Origin of the sequence: uncultured Varibaculum sp. (assembly GCF_902489465.1) — a bacterium.
Classification (GTDB): Bacteria; Actinomycetota; Actinomycetes; order Actinomycetales; family Actinomycetaceae; genus Varibaculum.
This window is the reverse complement of the sequence record NZ_CABTZZ010000037.1, coordinates 1-17,748: the sequence shown is the minus strand read 5'-3', so window position 1 is coordinate 17,748 and position 17,748 is coordinate 1. Positions and strand designations below refer to the sequence as shown.

The 17,748-nt window shown below is 53.1% G+C and carries 14 protein-coding genes and 1 tRNA gene; 9 read left to right on the top strand and 6 right to left on the bottom strand.

Annotation, left to right across the window (positions count from 1 at the left end; genetic code table 11):
- Both RDM26_RS06940 and pntB read left to right on the top strand, forming a co-directional pair.
- Nucleotides 1–441 (top strand): proton-translocating transhydrogenase family protein (locus tag RDM26_RS06940; RefSeq protein ID WP_307738259.1); only part of this gene is annotated, 441 nt, incomplete at its 5' end.
- A 3-nt stretch (nucleotides 442–444) separates the two neighbouring features.
- Nucleotides 445–1,986: a Re/Si-specific NAD(P)(+) transhydrogenase subunit beta gene (pntB, locus tag RDM26_RS06935; protein ID WP_307738258.1), complete on the top strand. Its 1,542-nt coding sequence runs from the start codon at nucleotides 445–447 to the stop codon at nucleotides 1,984–1,986.
- 142 nt (nucleotides 1,987–2,128) lie between these two features.
- Here pntB and RDM26_RS06930 read toward each other — a convergent pair whose 3' ends face one another.
- From RDM26_RS06930 to RDM26_RS06905, 6 genes are all read right to left on the bottom strand, one after another.
- Nucleotides 2,129–2,824 carry an LmeA family phospholipid-binding protein gene (locus RDM26_RS06930; RefSeq protein WP_307738257.1) on the bottom strand — a complete coding sequence of 232 codons (696 nt, stop codon included), beginning with the start codon at nucleotides 2,822–2,824 and terminating at the stop codon, nucleotides 2,129–2,131.
- A gap of 127 nt (nucleotides 2,825–2,951) precedes the next feature.
- The gene (gene trxA, locus RDM26_RS06925) at nucleotides 2,952–3,281 is read right to left on the bottom strand and encodes a thioredoxin (protein ID WP_307738256.1); all 330 of its coding nucleotides are present in this window, start codon (nucleotides 3,279–3,281) and stop codon (nucleotides 2,952–2,954) included.
- A gap of 38 nt (nucleotides 3,282–3,319) precedes the next feature.
- On the bottom strand, nucleotides 3,320–4,240 hold the full coding sequence (gene trxB, locus RDM26_RS06920; RefSeq protein WP_307738255.1) for a thioredoxin-disulfide reductase: 921 nt from the start codon (nucleotides 4,238–4,240) through the stop codon (nucleotides 3,320–3,322).
- Nucleotides 4,241–4,352: 112 nt separating this feature from the next.
- On the bottom strand, nucleotides 4,353–8,624 hold the full coding sequence (locus tag RDM26_RS06915; protein WP_307738254.1) for a lipid II flippase MurJ: 4,272 nt from the start codon (nucleotides 8,622–8,624) through the stop codon (nucleotides 4,353–4,355).
- 16 nt (nucleotides 8,625–8,640) lie between these two features.
- Nucleotides 8,641–10,800, bottom strand: a complete 2,160-nt coding sequence (locus tag RDM26_RS06910) for a DUF6049 family protein (protein WP_307738253.1) — start codon at nucleotides 10,798–10,800, stop codon at nucleotides 8,641–8,643.
- 1 nt (nucleotide 10,801) lies between these two features.
- Nucleotides 10,802–11,305, bottom strand: a complete 504-nt coding sequence (locus RDM26_RS06905; RefSeq protein WP_307738252.1) for an NUDIX domain-containing protein — start codon at nucleotides 11,303–11,305, stop codon at nucleotides 10,802–10,804.
- Nucleotides 11,306–11,484: 179 nt separating this feature from the next.
- On the opposite strand from RDM26_RS06905, the gene RDM26_RS06900 reads away from it, so the two are divergent.
- The 7 genes from RDM26_RS06900 (at nucleotide 11,485) to RDM26_RS06870 (ending at nucleotide 17,626) form a co-directional block, all read left to right on the top strand.
- Nucleotides 11,485–12,894, top strand: a complete 1,410-nt coding sequence (locus tag RDM26_RS06900) for a CCA tRNA nucleotidyltransferase (protein WP_307738260.1) — start codon at nucleotides 11,485–11,487, stop codon at nucleotides 12,892–12,894.
- Between the two features lie 105 nt (nucleotides 12,895–12,999).
- The gene (gene tmk / locus RDM26_RS06895) at nucleotides 13,000–13,749 is read left to right on the top strand and encodes a dTMP kinase (protein WP_307738251.1); all 750 of its coding nucleotides are present in this window, start codon (nucleotides 13,000–13,002) and stop codon (nucleotides 13,747–13,749) included.
- Nucleotides 13,746–14,939, top strand: coding sequence for a DNA polymerase III subunit delta' (locus RDM26_RS06890; protein ID WP_307738250.1), 1,194 nt, complete (start codon nucleotides 13,746–13,748; stop codon nucleotides 14,937–14,939). Before tmk ends, RDM26_RS06890 begins: the two co-directional genes overlap by 4 nt.
- 3 nt (nucleotides 14,940–14,942) lie before the next feature.
- Entirely contained in the window at nucleotides 14,943–16,508 is a 1,566-nt protein-coding gene (locus RDM26_RS06885) for an alpha/beta fold hydrolase (RefSeq protein WP_307738249.1), read from the top strand.
- Between the two features lie 17 nt (nucleotides 16,509–16,525).
- Nucleotides 16,526–17,044: a CrcB family protein gene (locus tag RDM26_RS06880; protein WP_307738248.1), complete on the top strand. Its 519-nt coding sequence runs from the start codon at nucleotides 16,526–16,528 to the stop codon at nucleotides 17,042–17,044.
- Nucleotides 17,044–17,433, top strand: a complete 390-nt coding sequence (locus RDM26_RS06875) for a CrcB family protein (RefSeq protein WP_307738247.1) — start codon at nucleotides 17,044–17,046, stop codon at nucleotides 17,431–17,433. The genes RDM26_RS06880 and RDM26_RS06875 overlap by 1 nt, the downstream gene beginning before the upstream one ends.
- A 119-nt stretch (nucleotides 17,434–17,552) precedes the next feature.
- Nucleotides 17,553–17,626, top strand: a tRNA-Pro gene (locus tag RDM26_RS06870).
- Nucleotides 17,627–17,748 lie beyond the last annotated feature (122 nt).

Genomic DNA, 17,748 nt, shown 5'->3' with positions numbered 1-17,748 from the left:
GTCCCCGCGGCCCCCGCCGCCCCCGCCAAGACGGAATCGGTAGAGGACGCTGCAGCTAATGCCCGCCAGAAAGCTGAAGAGGCGGCTGCGAAGAAACGTAAACGATTGTTGTGGGCAACGGTAGGGATAGTTTTAGGGCTGGCCTTGATTGCCGCCACCCCCAAACCGTTGATCCCTTACTACTTCATTTTGATGCTGGCGATTGTGGTGGGCTTCTATGTGATTACTGCCGTTACCCACTCGCTCCACACTCCGTTAATGAGTGAAACCAACGCCATTTCCGGAATTATTCTAGTGGGCGCAATATTGCAGGTAGGAAGCGCAAAACCCATAGTGTCCGCGCTGAGTTTCTTAGCAATCTTGGTGGCTTCAATCAACATCTTTGGCGGCTTCTCGGTAACCCACCGAATGCTGACCATGTTCCGGGGGGAGGAGAAGTAAGAAATGAGTAACCTTCTATCTGCGGCAGCCCCCACCCTGGTTGCCAGTGCAACAACTAGCGAATTTTGGATTAGCCGAGGACAAAACATTGCCTATCTGATTGCGGCGCTGCTGTTCATTTTGGCGCTCGCGGGTCTATCAAAAAATGAGACCGCCCTGCGGGGTAACCGTTTCGGGGCAATCGGAATGCTGGTAGCGGTAGTCGCTACTATCGCGGTGGCGCTATATAACGCGGGGGCTCCCGGTTACCAATCGACCTTGGTAACTGCGCTGCTGATTGCAGTCGCGATGATTGCCGGCGCGATTATTGGTCTTTGGCGAGCGAAAACTATTCCCATGACCGGCATGCCGGAACTGGTAGCCATGCTGCACTCCTTTGTAGGTTTAGCGGCAGTGCTGGTGGGCTTTAATACCTTCATCCATATGCCTTGGGAGTTCAATAAGGCAGGAGCCGATGCGGCGACTGCGATTAATCCGGCCACCGTAGGTTTCCACCTAGGGGAAGTAGGAGTGGGCATCTTTATTGGTGCCGTTACCTTCACCGGCTCTATCATTGCCTACCTGAAACTGTCGGGGAAGATTAAGGGCGCGCCCCTAACTTTGCCGGGACGCAATTGGCTGAACGCTATCGCCATTATTGTGTCCATCGGGCTCATTGGGGTGATGGTACGTGGCTCGCACCTGAGCGCTACCACTATGACCTTGACCTGGATGCAGTGGGTCGCCATCATCGTGATGACCATAATCGCCCTGGTACTGGGGCTACACCTGGTGGCCGCGATCGGCGGCGGCGATATGCCAGTCGTGGTGTCGATGCTTAACTCTTACTCTGGTTGGGCAGCGGCTGCCGCGGGCTTCATGTTGGGTAACAATATGCTGATTATCGCGGGGGCTTTGGTGGGTTCTTCTGGTGCCTACCTGTCCTACATCATGTGCAAAGCCATGAACCGTTCGTTCGTCTCCGTGATTTTGGGAGGCTTCGGCTCTGACGGCGGACCGGCTAAAGGGGCAGATACCGATTACGGCGACTACACCGAAACCAGTGCGGCCGAGGTCGCGCAAGCGTTAAAGGATGCCTCCAGCGTGATTATTACCCCCGGTTACGGGATGGCGCAGGCACAAGCCCAGTTCCCGGTAGCAGATCTGACTGCCAAGCTGCGCGAGGCAGGAGTAAACGTGCGTTTCGGGATCCACCCGGTAGCGGGACGGATGCCCGGACATATGAACGTGCTGCTAGCAGAAGCCAAAGTACCCTATGATGTGGTGCTAGAAATGGATGAGATTAACGACGACTTCCCCGATACTGACGTAGTACTGGTGATTGGAGCAAACGATACCGTTAATCCCGATGCCACTAAACCGGGCAGCCCGATTGCGGGAATGCCGGTACTGGAAGTGTGGAAAGCCCGCCAAGTAGTGGTGTTTAAGCGGTCGATGAATCCCGGTTATGCCGGGGTGCAAAATCCGCTGTTCTTTAACGAGAACACCGATATGCTCTTTGGCGATGCGAAATCCTCGGTAGAAGAAATCGTGCGCAGCCTGTAGCCCGGTTTCAAAAACAGGGGTTCCGTACCCGAAAGCCCGGGGCGGGGTCGAAGTAGGTATCTTCTATTTCGACCCCGCCCCGTTTTCACCTTTGCAGGTAATAGCCGGTTAATCCCCTTGAGATTAACCGGCAAACCCAAAATCAGGAAACAGAATTCTTTTGTAGTGGGATATTCTTCCCAGTCAGCTTAAATTTGAGGTGATCGGCTTTAACCTCTACTGCGCTTAGCTGCACATTGGCGGGCAAGCCGGTGATCGGGATGTTGATCGAGGGTAAAAACTCCGGCAGCTTCAGGCGAGCCTGCAGGTAGCGGGGTAGCTCAGTTTTAAGGGCGGTGGGTTTGACTACCAGGGTGGGGGTCAAACCATCTGCCCCGCTAGCTAGTGACAATTGCCCCTCAGCTAAGATTTCTTGTCCCCACTTTTGGGTAGTAAAAGCTAGTTTCCCAGCATCCAGTTTTACTTTTACTCCCGGCGCCTTTTTTGCCACTAACTGCGCAAAAGCCTCTTGGCTGAGATTACCTTCAGCGTTGAACTGGCCGATTTTATCGATATTTAACCGGCTGGTCGTCAGGTCTAGCTGATTGATCTGGGCGCGAACCGCGGTTATGGGGATGGCGCCACCTTCTGCGGCAACATCTAGGCGAGGAATAGTCACGTCCACCTGGTTAATACTGCCGGCGATGAGAGAAGTTAAGAAAGGTAAGTCATTAACTTTAACGGTGGCGTTTTCTGCGCCCCGCTTCTCTAGAACCCCAGTCCCCTCATTTTCCGCCCACCAGCAAGCAACCCGGTCTAACACTCCCAGCAGGAGTACCAACACGGCTATTACTATCAAAAAACGCTTTAGACTTCGCACTTATTCAGTATAAGGGGCAGTATAAGGCGCTAATGAAAACTCCTATAGACCCCTACTAGAACTCGCAAAAGCAGACAGCCTCGCGGAAGCGAGCAGAGACGACACGCTACTTGTCGATTTCTTGCTGCAGCGGCCCTAGCAGTTCGCGTTTCGGGTTAGCGCCCAGGATGCCCCGGGTAATCTCCCCCTGGTTGAACACCATAAACATGGGGATCGAGTTAATCCCGTACTTGGCGGCCAACTGGGGGTTTTCATCAATATTGACTTTAACCACTTTAGCTTTCCCGGCAACCTCGGCAGCTATTTCGTCTACTATCGGCCCCATTTGACGGCAAGGCCCACACCAAGGCGCCCAAAAATCTACCAAAACCGGGATCTCAGCTTTCAAGACTTCCTGGTCAAAGCTATTTTCGGTTACTTCTAACGGTTTAGTCATCTCGTATTTTCCTCTCTAAAGATGGTAAAAATCAGTTCTTAGTCGGCTAGGGAACGTTCGGCATCGAGGGCGGCTCGGCACCCTGAGCCCGCGGCAGTAATCGCTTGGCGATAAGTGTGATCAACCAGGTCTCCGCAGGCGAAAACTCCTTTCAGGTTAGTGGCGGTTCCCGGTTCATTAACCCGCACATATCCGGCCTCGTCCAAATCAACTTGCCCGTTTACTAGCTGCGAGCGCGGTTCGTGGCCGATCGCCACAAACACTCCGGTGGCGTCCAAGGTGCTTTCTTTGCCGTCTACCGTAGACTTTAAAGTCAACGATTCAACTTTATCTTCCCCATTAATCTGGGCAACAGTACTGTTCCAAGCGAAATCAATCTTCGGGTTAGCCGCAGCCCGTTCAGCCATAATCTGGGAGGCTCGCAATTGGTCACGGCGGTGAATCACCGTCACCTTCTTGGCGAACTTGGTTAAGAACAGCGCCTCTTCCATCGCGGAGTCTCCCCCGCCCACCACTGCCAAGTGTTGATCTTTGAAGAAGAAACCATCACAGGTGGCGCAATAGGAGACGCCTCGTCCCGATAGTTCGGCTTCTCCAGGCACGTTAAGTTTGCGGTATTCCGAACCCATAGACAAAATCACCCGGCGCGCCAGATATTCTCCTTCGGAGGTGACTACTTTTTTCTCTTCCTCGGCAAGAGAAACTTCTAGGGCGTCCTCGTAAAGAATCTCGCATCCGAAACGCTCGGCCTGAGCAAGCATATTCGCCATTAAATCTGGGCCTTGAATCCCCTCGGGAAAACCGGGAAAGTTCTCTACCTCGGTGGTATTCATTAGGGCACCACCGGCGGTTACCTCCCCGGCGATTAGTAGGGGGTTAAGCCCCGCGCGGGCAGTGTAGATCGCTGCCGTATAGCCGGCCGGTCCAGAACCGATAATGATAATGTCGCGTACCGACATGGAACCTCCTAGATCAGGGTCTTAACCGTTATTGTCAAAACTATTTTCGCAGGTAAAAAGCTCGCCGCGCAACCAGTTAACGCGGTGAGCGAAACCGGATAGTCAGGGCTGACTAGGAAACCGCGATTTCAGAAATGGTTGCCCGGTTGTTTCCAGTGTTATCAAGAGGAAGTTCCGGGAACCACAAGATCAGCGCCGGGGTATTAGCTTTCGGGTTAAGTTTTAAGCTAACCGTATCGGAGAAAGTACCAGTAGCTAGGACTTTACCATCTCGCGGTAGGCCAGATTCCGGTAGAGAACGCACCTCGATTTTTCCGCCTTGGGCATTGGTTTTTAACTTAATCTCAGAAACACTAGCCTGTTCCTTGAAAGTAACTATCACCCCAAAACCGCTGCGATCCCCCAGCTTCGGGTTGCGGAAGAAGCGCGAACGCCACCAGGTATTTTCATCACCATCAATCATCCGGTCAGCGAGCTCCGGATGCTCGGTGTCATTGCCTTCGGCATCTATAGAAGCAACTCCGGCGATTTCGGCAGGTTTAGTTACCGGTGCTGGCTTAGGGGCAACTTTTTGGGTTTGGGTTTGAGAGGTAGTTGGTTTGGCTACCGGCGGGGTGTGACGCGGCCAAAACGCTAACACCATCACCGAAAGAACTAGTACTATTGCCATCCCCACCAGGCTAGAAACGATCAGCCGCCGGCTGACGTTCACCGGCTCTAAATCTTTAGGCGATAGCTGGGAAATCCGTTCTTGCCGGCGCTGTTCGCGCTGTCGGCGCCGTTCAGCTTGGCGAGCAGCTTTTTGAGCGTCCCTATTAATTTTTTCTGCTAGTTTCGCTTTCTGTTTCGCGGCTTTTTTCGGATTTTTAGAAAACTTCGGTTTCTGGGGTGAGGATTTCTGAGCAGCTTGCTCGGAGCCTAAGCCCAGTTCTCCGGGGGTTTTCATTTTTGAATCTAAAGTAGCTAGCGTAGGTATCTGTCCCACCGAGTTCGAGGATTTACCTGACCCGAGGCGACCCAAGAAGTTTGGTGGTTGCGGGCGGGATCCCTGACGGGCTTGCTGGGAACTTACCGCTTGCGGCACCCAGGCGCCATCACCTGCCTTTTCTTCCTGCGGGTTAAGATTCATTTCCTGCATCTCGGTTAGAGGGATTGCCTGGGTTTTTGCAGATTCCTGATAGGGCTGGTGGCGGTGTCCCGGGATTTTAGCTGCGGGAGGTAATACTGGTTTAATAGCCCGGGCAGAAGTAGCAGCCTCCATAGCTAAACTTTTGTCCTGGGGCTCTACCTCTCTATCGTTCTCCTCCGCATTTTCGCTATCACTAGTGGTGGCGGGGGTATCGCTACTGGAAGAAACCGGTGAGGATACGTCCTCGCTATCGCCTACCGAAGGATTATCTTCGTCTTCGCTATTATCTGTAGCGCTCTTTTGGGGTGAGGACGAGCCGTCTTGATTGCCGGGGTCGCTAGGATCACTGGTTTCTTCTTCGGCGCGGTTGGTTTCCGCAGTCAAATTATTACGCTCAGGTGTATCCCCATTATCGGAAGCTGCTTGTGCGTCCGCAAACGCTGAAGGCTCTTCTGGAGTAGGCGCGGTTACCTGCGGTGACTTTTCCCCGTCGGTTTCTCTTTGGTCATCTAGGGTGGCTAACCAGTTAGCTACCGGGTCTAGTTCGCTCGTTCCCAGTTGCTTCCAGATAGCCTGGCATAGGCGAGGAGAAGGCATCGCTGCCCCCGCCAGGGCTACCGCATCTAAATCCACATCGCTTCCGTGATGGAACTCAGAAGGCGGAAGTAGTTTTTCGCCAGCTTTTGCTTTCGAGAACTGGTCACGATTACCGCTAGTCAAGAAATAGAGCAGTTCTAAAACCCGCTGTCCGTCTCGGGTTTGCGCCGCCGTTAAATCAGCGGATGCGTTTTGATCGGCTACGTCTAGGCGAATAATCACTTCTCCGGTAGCTGACACTAAGATATGGGCCGGATCGATAGCCCCATGTGCTAAGCCTGCCTCATGAAGTTCAGATAATCCTGCGCTCACCTGCGAAATCAAAGAGTGGATTACCGGTGCCGGCATACCGGAACCTACAATCTCACTCAACGGTAGATCCGGGGTGGCCTGCAATAAAACCGCGTCCACTGGATCAGAGGAAATCCAAATAAATTCCTGGAAACCTGGAGCCTTAACTTGCTGCAGTTGCGTATAGTATTCGCGAGTTTTTTCCCGTATTCCCTGCAGCACCAGCAGCTCGGCAGGTTGACCGGCTTCATCACTGACTACCCAGGCATCCTTTTCCGGCAAGAATTTTCCCGCCAGACGCTGGTTGAGGCTAAGCACACAAAAGCGTTCCTGACCGGGGAAATGCAAAGTCATACCGGATTGCAGGTTAACGTATCCGTCGGCGTTATAGCTGATAGCTGTCACCTCGGGTTCAAGATGTTCACTGGCCACTTGATCCTCATCTTCCTTGCTTAATTCATTTTGAGGCTGCACATAGGAATCATTTCCGGTTTCGCTGGGACGTAGTGTCGCCTTAACCTGGGTTTGCGCGTGTTCGTCCTCCCCCAAGGTTGCGAGAGCGGGATCATCTTCCCTAGAGTTTATCGCCTCTTGCTCGCTGACGCCCTCTGGGGACTGTGAGTTAGATGTCAGCTGAGCCTCGCTGGGAACATAGGTTAGTATTTGCGGCAGAGGACGGCCTTTGCTCAGCTTAGCCCAGATAGGCGCCGCCAAAAGGGAAAGCGCAGGACAGCGCCAGACTAATAGCAGACCAAGGTAGAGCACAGTCATTACTAGGGTTACCACCAGTACCCTGGCTAATGCCCCCGTCATATGCACCAGAGCCGGATCGCTGGGGGAACCAGCCAAAGGTCCCCAGTAATGCAAAATCAACCAACCCGCACAGCCGGCACCGAGAGTCGCTAGGGTAATAGTCACCAGTGAACGACCCACTTGAGCAGTAAACTTTAAAGGCAGATGTTTCTTGTGCAAATGCCAAATCGTGAGGACGGATCCCACCAGGTAGGACAGTTGCATACCGGCGGAAGCTCCCATTACCCAATATTTGACTGGTAGTAGCAGCACCGTTAAACCACAAACAATTAGGGTACAAATAGTCATCGGAATCTGTACCAGGAAAGTACTGCGGGCATCAGCAAAGGCCAAAATTAGGCGCTGCGAAAGGTTAAAGAATCCCAGGAAAGGAATCCCCAAAGCCATTACCGCCAACACTTGCGCAAAGGCCTGCACAGAAGCGATCGGGGTAGTAGGCATGATGAACTGCATAATTGGCAGCGCCAAAACCACGATTAGTACCGAACACAGGCAAGTGATTAAAGAAACCCCCTGCTGGGTGTTAAGGAACTGGGTGCGTAAGCGAGAGAGCTGTCCGACGGCCACCATAGCGCTCATAGAGGTAAACATGGCGGTAACTACCGAAGTCACAATCATTGATTGCGGAATCATGTATACCGTAAAGGCAGTGTTATAAGCCGTAGTGGTGGCGATAGTTACCTGATGTTTGGCAGCGTAACCGTTAGCTGCGGCCGCAATATTAGAAATCGCCAAAAAACCCAGCTGGGCTACACATAAAGCTGAAAAAGCCCAGATGGCAGTGCGAGATACTTCTCCTAAGCCATAGCCACGAATACCCCATACTGGACGCATTTTGAAACCGGTGCGGCGCAGCGGAATCAGCAAAATCAGGGCTTGCACCACGATTCCTAACGTGGAAATACCGGCTAATAAAACAACAGGTTCCCCGGTCCACACGCTGGGGTCACCCGCCCAATCGGTTTCGGTACCTAGTACCCGCCAGAAAATAAAAATTCCTGCAATCCCCACCACGTTGTTTACTACCGGTGCCCACATATAGGGGCCGAAAGAGCCTTTAGCGTTGAGGAATTGTCCCCACAGGGAATAAAGACCGTAGAAGAACACCTGGGGCAAGGACCAATAAGAAAAAGTAATCGCCAGCTGTTTCCATCCCGGATCCAGTTTCGCCGCAAATAAAGTAACGAATACCGGCGCCAGGGCTACGCATACCAGAGTTAACAGCGCCAGTCCGGTAGTAAATAAGGTGAGCAGCCGATTAATAAACTCATCAGAGTTTTTGCGTTGCAGGGCTCGCACAATCTGGGGAACCAACACCGCGGAAAGAATAGAGGAAGCTAGCAGATTATAAATAATATTGGGAAGGCTATTAGCGGCCTGGAAGGCATCATTAGCCCCAATCGAACCGATAAGCGCAATTAGCAGGGCAGCCCGCACAAAACCCAGTAGCCGGGAAACCATGGTTCCAGCTAGCATGATTCCCGAGGCACGAGCCACATTAATTTTTTTTATGCCCTTAATTTCTGGGTCGGTTTTTTCGTCCTCGCTGCTCACTGCCTCCTCCTTCGCTTTATTCTTGTTCCATCCGGGTGCCCCGGCGGAAATTAACAATCAAACCAACTATAAAGATCGCTGCCGCACTAAAGATAAAACCAAGAAAAATCTTATCCTCCCATCCGGTACGAATCCGCAGGTCAATTTGCTGTTGCTGATCAAGAACTAGATTACTGGTCTGCGGTAAGATCGCTACTTTCACCCGGACGTTACCGTTACGCACCGCAGTAATTGGAATCTTTACGGTTTTTGATCCCTTGGGAGCTAAGCTCACCGCTACTGTTGAGTCCGCTCGCAGACGCGAATCAGTTGGCTGTAGCTTTAAGCGTACGTTCACCTCAACTGGGAGTCGATTTAACACTTTAATCGGTATTTGGGAACTGCTAGCAATCAAATTTATTTGGGAAGAAGTCTGAATTTGTACCGCCCGAGACAGCAGGTCGAGCTGACTACCCGCATTAGTGATCGCCTGGTTACGTTCCGCACTAGTCATTGCCCGGGAAGTGGAAAGCAAAAGCTGCTGATATAGGGGAGTAGTAATGCGCTGGTGGTCCGGAGCTATTTGCTCTAAGGACGGCATGACGCGCTGGCGGGCAGTATTTAGCGATTTGGTGGCGCTATGGGAAGAACTCCCGGCGACACCTAAAGTTCCGGGAGTATCTGGTGCCAGATTCTGGATTTTGGGATTGGTACCTAAAGTTACCGAGGTAGGATCTGCTCCGAGCGCTTGCGGTAGAGAGGTTCCCTTAACCCACGAGTCGCTAAGGATTTTACTTAAACGCTGTTGGGTTACCGCAGCATCTAGGGCTCCATTTGGTAAAACTGCGTTAATGAGTCGGGGTTGTGAAGGACGTTCACTGGCGATTGCGGCCAGCATGGCGCGAGCTACCTGGGTATTAGTGAAAGCGTCCTCGGTAGAAGAAGAAGCCAAAAGTGCCGATAAAGTCCCATGATCTGCTAGGAATTGACGGGTTTGATCCCCGGTTTTAGCTTGCCCTAGCAGGTCTGGTTGATAGTTGTAGCTTCGCGTTAGGGGCAACTGATCTCCGCCGGTAACTAGGACGCAACCCCCGCTCAATCGGCTTTCGGAGCTGCCACAGATAGCATCGGTACGGCCTGCCCAGTGGGGATTAGCCAAAAAAATGGTACTGGGAGCTAGGGTTAGTTCCTTTTCCAGTAATGCTCCCAACTGGCGGTTTCCTTCTGCTGCTTTAGCCAGCGCGTTTTTATCTAATTGCACTAGGTCAGGTGCGCCCCATAAATCAAGTGAAACACTAGCGCCTTTAGCTTGCGCAGTTTTCAGAGCCTCAAGCATTACCGGGTCAAGACTTAAAGGGTCAGGTTTCTCTGGTAAAGGAGCAAAACTACCGGTTAAGAGAGGAGAGTTAGTGTGCAAGAGGGCAGGATCCACCACCCAAGTAATTCCCGTAGTTGACAGGTTGCTCAACAGTTTTGCATTATCGCCCACGCTTTTCAATGGCTCGTCGACTTGACTGGACGTCTGGGTACTGGCAGTAGCCTGACTGCCGATTCCATCCCTGGCCAACCATTTGGCGATTTCAGGGGAAGAGGCCGAAAGGGGAGCTATTATCGCCAAGGAACTATTTGCCGGTGATTCTGTTTGCGGTGCATACAACAGCAGGGATCGGTCACCCCGGGTATTATTTCTTTTCACCTTGCTAGCGGAAACGTTAGCTTGAACCCCCAGACTCCCCAAACTGTTCTTACTTGGGGCAGGAAGGCTATTGGTGGGAATCTCTATTGCAAACTTTACAGTTTTTTTCGCTGGCACCTGCGTTAAGGTTTTACTTTGTCGAAGGCGTAAAACCCCCATCCCCCTATCAGATTCCTCTTTAACCCAGGTGCGAATAGTCTCGGCATCCTCTCCCAATCTGGAAGTAGTGGACACCTGAACTAATACATTATCTACAGTGGCATCGGTGTGGTTGCTAACGGTTCCGGTCACCGTAACCTTTTCTGCTCGCGCCTGCTCATCCTCTTTATAGGAGAGGGTATCGGGGCTAATCGCAGTAATGGCCGCAGTCAGCTGCAGTGCTGGCGATTGCGGGGCAGCTTTAGCTACCGGGGGGCTCCCGGGATTAAAAGTGCAGCAAAGGGTGAGTAGCACGGTAACTACCACCCCGAACACTCTGCCCCTCAGCCGTGAGATAGCCACCCTAGTCCTCTATTTCTAATAGTTCCAGGGCAGTGGCTACCACTCTGCGTTCATTTGGGTAAACCAGCACTTTGGAGACCATATCCAGGGGAACCCAAGCAGCGGCCTCCGCTTCATGATCCGGATCATTATCGACGGTAATCGTGCCACCCGTAGCCTCTAAAAGATAGTGGTGTACCACTTTATGGATTCGCCTGCCGGCTCCCGCGAACCAGTAGTCGATAGAGATCAGAGGGGCAATCACTTTTCCTTTGATCCCGGTTTCTTCAAAAATTTCTCTGCGCGCGGCTTCTTGCGCGGTTTCGCCCGGTTCCAAATGACCTTTAGGCAGGCACCATTCGATATTGCCATTGCGGTTACGACGGGCGATTAAAGCCACGAAAGCCTGGTGATCCTCAACTTTTACCACCAAACCGCCAGCAGAAGTCTCGTCCACAATTGGTAGCGAGGCAGCGCGGCGCGACTTGGCGCGGTGCCGGCGACGATACGAATTGCGAACGGACATATCTTTAATGCTACCTTGCCCCCTTGTCAGCGAGCTAACAACTTGCCACTTGGAAGACGGCTGGGCTTTCTGGCAATCTGTAAACAATGAATAAGAATCTAAAGTTAGCTAATGATCCTGCTGGCCTGAACGCTAGCGAGGTACAGTTGCCGGAAAATGCGGCCTCCGCCCTCGCGAATATGCTGCAGGCGCTTTCTAAGCTGCCGGCAGTGATTTTAGAACTCGCGGAACTATTTACCGCCAAAGGCCAAGAGCTTTCCCTGGTAGGTGGGCCAGTACGGGACGCCATGTGTGGCCGCGAGCCTCACGATTGGGACTTGGCGACTTCAGCGCGTCCAGATGAAACCGAACAGATTTTGAAAGACTGGGCGGGAAACGTGTGGACCATGGGTAAAGAGTTCGGCACTATTGGAGCCCATAAAGCAGGTTTAACCGTAGAAGTAACTACCTATCGCAGCGATAAATATCAAAAAAATAGCCGTAAACCTGCGGTAGAGTTTGGGGATACTTTAGAGGGCGACTTAACGCGTCGAGATTTTACGGTGAACGCGATGGCGCTGCGGCTACCAGATTTAACCCTGGTGGATCCCCATCAGGGGATTGCCGATTTAGTTGCCGGCCAGTTACGTACTCCAGTTTCCCCCGAGCAATCATTCGATGATGACCCCTTGCGTATGATGCGAGCTGCCCGGTTCGCCTCCCAGCTTGACCTAGACGTGACCATGCCGGTGATGGCGGCCATGGAAAATATGGCGAGCCGCATCGAGATTGTTTCCCCCGAGCGGGTGCGCTCCGAACTGGAAGCCTTGATGGTGGGTAAAAATCCGCGCAAAGGCCTGGAACTAATGGTTTATACCGGGCTGGCGGCGATGGTGCTACCAGAAGTGGCGAATTTGCGCGCCACCGTAGATGAACACGGCCGCCACAAAGATGTCTACGAACACACCTTGACCGTAGTGGACCAGGCAATAGCTTTAGAGACCGGGCCAGAGGGAGAGGTGCCGCGTCCCGATTTCGTGTTGCGTTTTGCCGCCCTCCTGCATGACGTGGGCAAACCTGCCACCCGCCGTTTCGAAAAAGATGGGACGGTATCTTTCCATCATCACGAGATCGTGGGAGCGAAACTTACCCGTAAACGGATGCACGCCCTTCACTTTGATAAACAAACCATTAAAGAGGTAACCCAGTTAGTTGCGTTGCACCTGCGGTTTCACGGCTATGGGGAGCAGGCTTGGAGTGACTCGGCGGTGCGTCGCTACGTGGCCGATGCCGGGCCGATGCTCACTCGTCTGCATCGCCTGACCCGCGCCGATTGCACGACCCGGAATCGACGCCGCGCGGCGCGCCTAGAACACGCCTATGATGACCTGGAAAAACGCATTGCCCAGCTGGCCGAAAAAGAGGAGCTGTCCCGGATCCGCCCCGAACTAGACGGGGAAGAAATAATGCAAATCCTCCAGCTAAAACCCGGACCGCAGGTGGGGAAAGCCTATAAGTATCTGCTGAATTTGCGACTCGAAGAGGGCGAGATTGGCAAAGAGGCGGCGCGTGAGCGGCTGCTGGCATGGTGGGAAAGCCAATCTGCTTAAGGAACCTAGAGGTTGCCAGCTACTTAGTTACGTTTTATCGGGCTAATGCCCGTTTTATCACCGGAGGTAACGCGCTGAGCTAACTAAGTTCGGTAAGCTAAGCACATGAATGCCGCCATGCCCTATCCAGGTTTCTTTATCTCCTTCGAAGGAGGGGACTATACCGGGAAATCTACTCAGGTGAAACTGTTGATGCAGGCTTTAGTGGCGCGCGGGGCAGCTGCGATCACCACTTTTGAACCGGGCGGCACCTTGTTGGGGCAAAGGCTGCGCCGGGAAGTGATGCATGGTGAAGACCTTGACCCCCACACTGAGGCGCTGCTTTATGCTGCGGATCGGGCTTGGCACGTGCAGACTATAATCAAACCGCATCTGCAGGCGGGGGAGATAGTAGTATCTGATCGTTACCTGGATTCTTCGCTGGCCTATCAGGGAATAGGACGGGGTCTAGGGTTAGAAAAAATTGAGGAGATTTCTCTATGGGCAACCAGAAACCTGCTCCCGGATCTGACTATATTGCTGGACGGTGATCCGGAAGTGCTAGTGGCGCGGCGCACTGAGCGCCCTGACCGGATGGAGTCGGCAGGCCTGGCTTTTCACCAGGCGGTACGGCAAGCCTTCTTGCAGATTGCCGAGCGCGATCGGCAGCGGATAAAAGTACTGGATGCTACCCGTGGGGTAGAAGAGATTCATCAGCAAGTGTTATCGCTAGTTAGCGCGGCTTTTGCGGCGAGGGCGAAAATGCAGGCTGGTCAAGAGCAGACCGGAAGCGCGTGGTCGCTACTAGATTTGAGTGCCCGCGAGGCGGATACTCAGGCCGATGATAGTCCCCAAATCGGGTTGCAGCAGTTATGAGCGTATGGGATCAGATCGTCGGACAAAAAGCGGCGGTAAAGATTTTTGAGACTGCTGCGCACTCCGCGCGCGTCCTCCGGCAGGCAAATGAGCAGCAGATAGCAGACTCGGCTTTAACCAGGCAAATGTCGCATGCCTGGTTGGTGACCGGTCCTCCCGGTGCGGGGCGGTCGGTAGCGGCGCTAGCTTTCGCGGCCGCTTTGCAATGTGAAGATCCGCAAACTCCGGGCTGCGGGGAATGTGGGGAGTGCCGCCGCGTACTTAAAGGTACCCATCCGGACGTGAAAGTGGTGACCACCGAACGGCTGATTATCAAAATGGAGGAGATTGCTTCTCTGGTGACGCTGGCACAGCAGGCGCCTGCCGGAGGAAAATGGCGAGTGATACTGATGGAGGACGCCGATCGGATGGTGGAGCGTACCTCCAATCTATTGCTGAAAGCGATTGAGGAACCGCCCCCGCGTACCGTGTGGCTACTGTGCACTACCCAACCCGGCGATGTGTTACCCACGATTCGTTCCCGCTGCCGCCACGTCAGCCTGGTTACTCCCAGCGTTCCGGAAGTGGCGCAGTTGCTGATTGAAAAACAAGGGATCGCTCCCGAAACTGCCCGCCAGGCAGCTGCGCTGTCTCAATCTCATATTGGGGTGGCGAAATCTTTAGCTCGCGATCCGGAGGAACTGGAGCGCCGCCGAAAGATTTTACTGTCTGCTACCACTACTTCCAGCGTGGGCGAGGCCGCGCTGCTGGCGCAAAAATTGGTGGAGGCAGCAAAAACCGATGCTAGTAAACGAGCGGAAGAAAAAGATCAGCAGGAACTGACGCAGTTGCGACGCTCCCTGGGATATGACCAGGAGGGGTCGCGACTACCCCCGGCCCTAAAAGCCCAGGAAACTGCGCTAAAAGCAGATCAAAAACGGCGCTCTACCCGCTACCTACGCGATAGTCTAGATCGAGTATTACTTAATCTTCTTGGGTTTTATCGAGATGTTTATCTGCTGCAAAGCGGGGCTAAAGTGCCGCTAATTAATGTTGATCTAACGGAAGCGATTACGAGATTGGCAAAAGGCTCTGCGCCAGAGCGTACCGTACAACGCATGGACGCGATTCGCACCGCCAGGCGGCGTCTAGCAGCAAATGTGACGCCGCTACTTACGATGGAAGCAATGATGATGGATTTGAGGCAGTAGTTTATGAGTAAACACAAACTGTCAATGCTGGTAGCAATAGTTTTTACCGGTTGCTTGATGCTGTCAGCCTGTAGCGTTGTCTCCAAATCTGATACCCGGGTGACCCCGTCTACGTCCTCAGAAACTAATTCCTTAGACGGCGAGGACGCTGCCATTCCCGCCGGGCTGGAACGCTACTATCAGCAAAAAGTTTCCTGGGCGCCCTGCGAGGAAAGCGACTATCAAGACTATCAATGCGCGCGGGTGAAAGTACCTTTGGACTATAGCGACACCCAGAAGGAAGATATTGAGTTGGCGCTGGCGCGCAGCCGGGCTAGCGGAAAACGCTTAGGGAGCTTACTTATCAATCCGGGAGGGCCGGGCGGATCGGGAGTAAACCTGTTAAAAAATTCGGAAGATATGCTTTCTAAGCAGGTCTTTTCCTCTTTTGATGTGGTCGGGTTTGATCCGCGCGGAGTTTCTCGCTCGCACCCGCTCGAGTGCACCACCGATGCGCAAAAGGATGAGTCCTTAGCTGAAAGCCTCGATCTGGGTACGGCCGCGGGCAGGGAGCGTTCCATTGTAGATATGAAAGAGTTTGCCCAGCGCTGTCAGGAAAAGCACGGCGACTTCGCACGATATCTGGATACCGTTTCTGTCGCGCGGGATTTAGATATTTTGCGGGCCGTCCTAGGAGATAAAAAACTCTCTTACCTGGGCTATTCCTATGGTTCTTTTCTGGGGACTACCTATGCGCAACTATTTCCTAAAAATGTGGGACGCCTGGTATTAGACGGGGTTTTGGATGGGTCTTACTCCTATGGGGAAGTCTCAATGGCGCAAGCCAAAGGTTTCGAGGCGGCGTTTGGTAACTTTGCTGCCTGGTGTGCACGCGAAGGCAAGGATTGTCCCTGGAAAGATACGCAAGCCGGAATAAAACAGTTAAAACAGTTTTTTTCTGCCGCCGATGCCTCGCCGATTCCCACTAATGATTCTGCCCGCCCCCTAAATGGGGCTTTAGCTTTTGGGGCAGCGGTGGGGATGCTCTATTACGAAACTCTGTATCCCTCGCTGCTAGAGGGACTGCAAGCAGCGTTGAAAGGCGACGGCGCGCCTTTGCTGAGGATCTCTGATTTGTTTAATCAACGCGGCGCAGACGGCAAGTTTGAGAACAATGCTTTAGATGCTTTTATTGCGATTAACGGCGCCGACTACCCGGTGCAGGGAAATCAAAAAGAGTGGGATCAGCGCGGGCAAAAACTGGTGCAGGATTTTCCCTTGATGGGATCTTCCATGGCGTATGGAGAATATGCGCTCGCGGCCTGGCCGTGGCAGTCTACCGCGAAACGGGAAAAAGTGAAGATTGTGGGGGCGCAACCCATTTTGCTAGTGGGAAATACCAACGACCCGGCCACCCCCTATGAAATGGCGCAATCGGTACACCGGCAAATCCCTGCCTCGCGGCTGCTGACTTGGAAATCCTATTCCCATACGGCTTACGGTTTAGGGTCGGAGTGCGTAGCGGAAACGGTAGACAAATACCTGGTGGCGGGGATTTTACCTGAAAATGATGTTACCTGTGATGATTAAGGTCGAGGGGATAACCTGTGGATAAGCCCCGTGATGTGGCTAAGCATCCTGCTCGGCGAATAGGGGCGGATGCGGTTGCTATTTTTACTGGTGGTATGGCGGGAACTTTGGCACGCTGGGGGCTAGATAGCTGGACTTTGCCGATTTCAAAAAATTATTTCAGCTGGTCGGCGCTTACTTTTGGGGTGATTTTAGCGAATCTGGTGGGGGCTTTTCTGCTGGGATATGTAAAAACGCGTGCTAATCGGAAAGGGACTGGCCTGCATCGTTTGGGAACTCCCCTAAAACTGGGGATTACCACCGGGTTCTTAGGTTCTTTCACCACCTTCTCGGCCTTTGGAATCGCAGCGGTTAGTGGTGAGAAAACCTCTTTGTATAGTGAATTTTGGGCGCTCAGTGGAAACTTTTACCCTGCCGCAACTGTAGCGATAATTCTCCTGGTAATCGGGGTGGTGCTGGCAGGCTTGGGGTACCGGTTAGCGACCAAAGATACCCCGGGAGGGCGCGCCAAGAGCGGACGTGGGCAGGAGCGATAATGGGTGGAATCGGTTTTGCCTTGGCTTTAGGGGCGAGTGGCGGAGTAGGGGCGCTGTGCCGTTGGGGGATCGACGTGACTTGGCTAAAGCTTGAAAAACGCCACCCCGCCGGAGGTATCGCTTTGGTGAACGTGTTGGCTTGTCTGTTGGGCGGGATGCTGATTGCCGCGGTGAGCAGTGGCGGCCTGCACTCTGATAGCCGGGTTTATGTCCTGTTAGCTACCGGATTTTTGGGTGGGTTTTCTACTTTTTCTACTTTTGTACTCGATATTTTTTCGGTTACGGAACGGGGAAATTGGCGTCGTGCCTGGGGAGCGTTGCTGCTGGTGTGGGCGCTCTCGCTGCTAGCGGCGGCGACAGGGCTATCTCTTGGTAGCTTCCTGCTATAGTTTCTGCCTTCGAGATAGTGTTTTCTGGTTTCAGGGTTGACTTTAGTGTGACATCCGCCGAAATCTAGGCAGGTGATTTTTAGATTTACCGAGGGTCTGCCTACAATATGGGAGTTACGCGGGGTGTGGCGCAGCTTGGTAGCGCGCTTCGTTCGGGACGAAGAGGTCGCAGGTTCAAATCCTGTCACCCCGACGAATGTGATGTCCCGCGACATATGTCCGCATATGTCGCGGGATTTTTTGGGTTTTTGGGGTGGGTGTTTCGGGTCATTTGTCCGTTTTGGGTTTGGGGTGTTTCAGGACATTTGTCCGTTT